Genomic DNA, 218 nt, shown 5'->3' with positions numbered 1-218 from the left:
CATTCCTGTCCTCTACCTTGGGTGTCACTTTTATGCCTGTTCCTCCGTAATAGCCCAGTTCAAAATGAGTCGACGGCACAGTGATCATAAACACATCACGGTAAATTCCCCCATAGAATGTGAAATCAGCTTTTTGGGGATATACCGTATGATTTTTGCTATTGTCGACGGCAACTTCGAGGATGTTGGATGCACGAATAACATCCGTTATGTTTACG

At 43.6% G+C, this 218-nt stretch carries 1 protein-coding gene; it reads right to left on the bottom strand.

Going from position 1 to position 218, the window contains the following annotated elements; all coding sequences use genetic code 11:
- On the bottom strand, positions 1-218 hold a 218-nt coding region (locus CHH91_RS21060), incomplete at both ends, for a hypothetical protein (RefSeq protein WP_217973801.1).

This window comes from Virgibacillus sp. 7505 (assembly GCF_002272135.1).
In the GTDB taxonomy this organism is placed as follows: Bacteria; Bacillota; Bacilli; order Bacillales; family Amphibacillaceae; genus Terribacillus.
Note: the sequence above shows the minus strand (reverse complement) of the source record. Positions and strands in the feature narration are given on the sequence as shown.